This is a genomic window from Dyella sp., assembly GCF_035508675.1.
Classification (GTDB): Bacteria; Pseudomonadota; Gammaproteobacteria; order Xanthomonadales; family Rhodanobacteraceae; genus Dyella_B.
On sequence record NZ_DATJMN010000059.1, the window covers coordinates 1 to 3,960 of the forward strand.

The 3,960-nt window shown below is 61.1% G+C and carries 3 protein-coding genes; 1 reads left to right on the plus strand and 2 read right to left on the minus strand.

The features are described from left to right. The coding region (locus VMA74_RS03655) for a TonB-dependent receptor plug domain-containing protein (RefSeq protein ID WP_325364906.1) at window positions 1-2,228 on the minus strand (2,228 nt) is incomplete at its 3' end. A 140-nt stretch (window positions 2,229-2,368) separates the two neighbouring features. Continuing rightward, entirely contained in the window at window positions 2,369-2,551 is a 183-nt protein-coding gene (locus VMA74_RS03660; protein ID WP_325364908.1) for a hypothetical protein, read from the minus strand. On the opposite strand from VMA74_RS03660, the gene VMA74_RS03665 reads away from it, so the two are divergent. Next, the gene (locus VMA74_RS03665; RefSeq protein ID WP_325364910.1) at window positions 2,550-3,746 is read left to right on the plus strand and encodes a glycoside hydrolase family 27 protein; all 1,197 of its coding nucleotides are present in this window, start codon (window positions 2,550-2,552) and stop codon (window positions 3,744-3,746) included. The genes VMA74_RS03660 and VMA74_RS03665 overlap by 2 nt on opposite strands. Window positions 3,747-3,960: the final 214 nt, after the last annotated feature.

Below are 3,960 nucleotides of genomic sequence, written 5' to 3' on the forward strand. Positions count from 1 at the left end.
TGCGCATACGCGTTCTGGCACACGGCCGAATCGGACGGCAGCTGGCCCAGCCGGCATTGCGCTTCCTGCCGCATCAGCATGTCCGAGCTTTGCAACTGGATTTCGTTGTTGATGGCAATATGCAGGAAATCCGCGCTCAGGCTGAGGTTGCGCAGCGGTGCCCACACGGTGCCGAAGGTCCAGCTGGCCGAATTGGTGGGTTGCAGCTTTTTGTTGGGTTGCACGTTGATCTTGACGCCCTCGGTGTAGTTGGCGGTGCAGTTCTGGTTGCCGCCTTGCGTGGCGCACAGGTAGTAGTCGGTGACGCTGTTGTACTGCCCGGAAGGGCCAAGGAAAATCGACGACATGTCCGGCGCGATAAACCCGGTGGCGTAGTTGCCGCGCACCAGCAAGGTATCGAACGGGCGGTATTCCAGGCCGATCTTGTAAGTGAACTTGGTGTTGGGGGAACCGTTCTGCACCGTGTAGCGATCGGTGCGTCCGGAAAGATCAACCGTGAACTGCGAGAGCACCGGCAGGTTCAATTGGAATGCAGAGGCATAGTGGTCGCGCTGGCCGCCGCCGGATACGCCGGTGTTGCCCCATAGCAATCCGTTGGCCACCAGCGGATTGACCGGGTTGTACCAGGCCTGGTTGCCGCCCTCCACCAGCCACGCAAAGCCGGCGTCGCCGCCCGGCAGGTGAAACAGGTGGTCGTTGCTGACGGTGCCGCGCAGGTTGTTGATCCAGGTGTTGTACAGCGCATTCACGTTGATGGTGAAGCTGTTGTATTGCGCCGGCGTGATGGGCGAGAAAAACGCCGAGTAATTGGGGTGGTACATGTTGTAGCCGGTGTTGGGATCGACACCGACGACCGGTCCGAGGATCGACTCGAAAAAGCCGTCCACCGCCGCGGCCGGATGCAAGGGGCTGAGATCGGTGGTGCGTTCGCCGGAACGCAGGAAGTACACATCCCAGTCCCAGTTCGAATCGCCGAACGTGCCGTTGGCGCCAAGGTCGGCCTGGTACATCAGGTCGTCCTGGCGCAGCAAGCCGTCGTAGTTGTTGTCGCCGACTTCCTCCGGGGCAAAGAAGCGTTCGGGATACAGCACCTGGTGCGTGCTGGCATCTTCGATCATGCCGCCCGGAAGATCGGCCGGACCCCACCAGTTATAGGCGATGCCTGCGGTGAATTTCTGCTGTTGCCAGCTCGCCAGCACGTCGCCGTACAGGCGCACATAGTCGTTGAGGTCGTAGCGCAGTTTCAGCATGCTGCTGTAGCTGCGGGACTGGTTGATGAAGGTGCCGTAGCTGTAGGTCTTGGGCGAACCGCAGAAGCTGCCGGTATACGGTGCGCGGTACACCTGGGTGGTCGTGCCGGCGAACAGGTTGCTCAACGCGCCGCATCCATTGGGCGGCGGCACAAACCCCTGCAAGGGGCTGCCCAGGCCCGTGCCGTAATCCCACATCGCCGCCACAATGATCGGCCGCGGTGCCGCCGTGGTGAGATCGCGCTGGTAATACCAGGCCGGCGATTGATTGAAGAACTCGAAGGTGCCGGTTACATCCAGCTTGCCGAACCGGTGCCCGAAGGCGATCGACATGCGCTGATTGGCGCCGCCGCCCAGGCTGTAATTGCCGGTGCGCACGCTGACCTCGGCGCCGTCCATATGCTGCTTGGTGACGATGTTGACCACGCCGGAAATCGCCTGCGAGCCATAGATCGACGAGCCGCCACCGGGCAGGATGTCGATGTGGTCGACGATGCTCATCGGGATGTTGCCGACATTGGTGAAGTCGCTGACGCCGCCGTAAAGCTGGCCGAACTGCGAGATCGGCTTGCCATCCAGCAAGGTCAGCGTGTACTCCGGATTCAGGCCGTAGAAACTGAAGGTCTGCGAGCCCTGGTTGAATCCAGGTGTCTGCGAACCGGGCACGGTGCCGGTGGCAAATACCGAGTTCTGCAGCACGTCTGCCACGCTGTTGAAACCGCGTGCCTGCATGTCCTGTGCGGTAATGGTGTAGGTAGGCGTGGCGGTCTGGATTTGCGCGTTGTTGATCAACGATCCGCTGACGATCACCGTATCCAGATGCTTGGCTTGCGCTGGCTGGGGGCTGCCGGAGGTTTGTCCATTGTCTTGCTGCGAAGTACCGTCCTGGGATGCTGCCGTTGCCTGCGCCTGCAGGGTGGCCGCCATCATCAGCGACAGCGCGGCCATGACCGCCACGGCGATCGGATGTTTCGACATGTTGTGCTCCCCTTCGTGTGGTCTGCCGACGCATTTCAATGACGCGTCGTGGTGTTGAGTGGATATGTGCGCCGCGATGTACGTCCATGTGCATCGCGACGACGGAGCATCATTGGCCAAGCGCACCGGGCCGGTCTTGATCAGAAATCTCGAAGAGGGATGCGCAAGTCTGCACAATCGCGCCGCTTGCGCGAAAAAGCTTGAAAAACAGGCGAAAAATGCTTGCGTTGACGCACGGCAAACTCGAATATCTGGCGCGCGGTAGGTTCGTGCCTTCGCTCTGGCCGATGCGATTCATCCCTGATAACAACGAGGTCATCCATGCGCTTTCCGTGTGTTGCTGTCGCAGTACTTGCCTTGCTGGTCACCAGCGTGCGCGCTGAAACGCCGGTGGCGAAAACGCCGCCGATGGGCTGGAACAGCTGGAATTTTTTTGCCGAGAAAGTCACCGACGCCGACGTGCGCGAAGCGGCCGATGCCATGGTCAGCAGCGGCATGCGCGATGCGGGTTATATCTATGTGAACATCGACGATGGTTGGCAAGGTGAGCGCGACGCCAAGGGCGTGATTCATCCCAATGCTCGTTTCCCCAACATGAAGGCGTTGGCCGATTACGTGCATGCCAGGGGACTCAAGCTGGGCATCTACAGCTCACCGGGACCCAAGACCTGCGCCGGCTACACCGGCTCGCTCGGTCACGAGCAGCAGGATGCGCAGACCTATGCGGCATGGGGCGTGGATTATCTCAAGTACGACCTGTGCAGTTATTTGGACGTGATGAAGGAGAAAGCGCCGAACGATGCGCAAGCGCAGATGCGGCTGATGGAAGGCGCTTACGAAACCATGCGCACTGCCTTGAACGCCACACATCGCCCCATCGTTTATTCCTTGTGCCAGTACGGCATGGACGCGGTGTGGGAATGGGCGGCTGCGCCGCGCGTCGGCGGTAATCTGTGGCGCACCACCGGCGATATTTCCGCTGACTGGGATCGCATCTACACGCTCGCTTCGATGCAGGCGGGGTTGGCGGCGTATGCAGGCCCCGGCCACTGGAACGATCCGGACATGCTGGAAGTCGGCAACGGTCAGCTCACGGCAGCGGAAAACCGCGCGCACTTCAGTTGGTGGGCGATGCTCGCCGCGCCGCTGCTGGCCGGCAACGATCTGCCGCACATGTCACCGGCGGTACGCGACATTCTCACCCGCCGCGAGGTGATCGCGATCGACCAGGACCCGCTCGGCAAGCAGGCCACCCGTGCGTATGCCGATGGCGAAACGGAGGTGTGGACACGCCCGTTGCAAGGTGGCGCGCTGGCGGTGGCGGTATTCAATGTCGGCGGTACGCGTTATGCAGGAACGCATCCGTTCCATCTCGACCTGGCCAGGCTCGGTTTGCACGGAACGCAGCAGGGCGAGGATGTGTGGACGGGGAAGGCGGTAACGCTGCATGAGCGTGAGCCGATCGCGTTGCACACGCATGATGTGTGGCTGCTGCGTATTCCTGTGCCGCGGCGGTGAGGGGCTGAATGGCGTTCTAGCCCGTGCTTAAGGGCACTTCTAAAAACTGCACTCAAGCGTAGTAGGTATCTGGATCATTGCGACAAACGGTTCCCTCCCCTGCGAAGTAGGGGAGGGCTAGGGTCAGTGCTCCGAACTTAAGGATGTTTCAGCCGCCAGGAATCCAGGCCCGTCATTCCGGCGAACGCCGGAATCCAGTGAAGAATGACGTGCG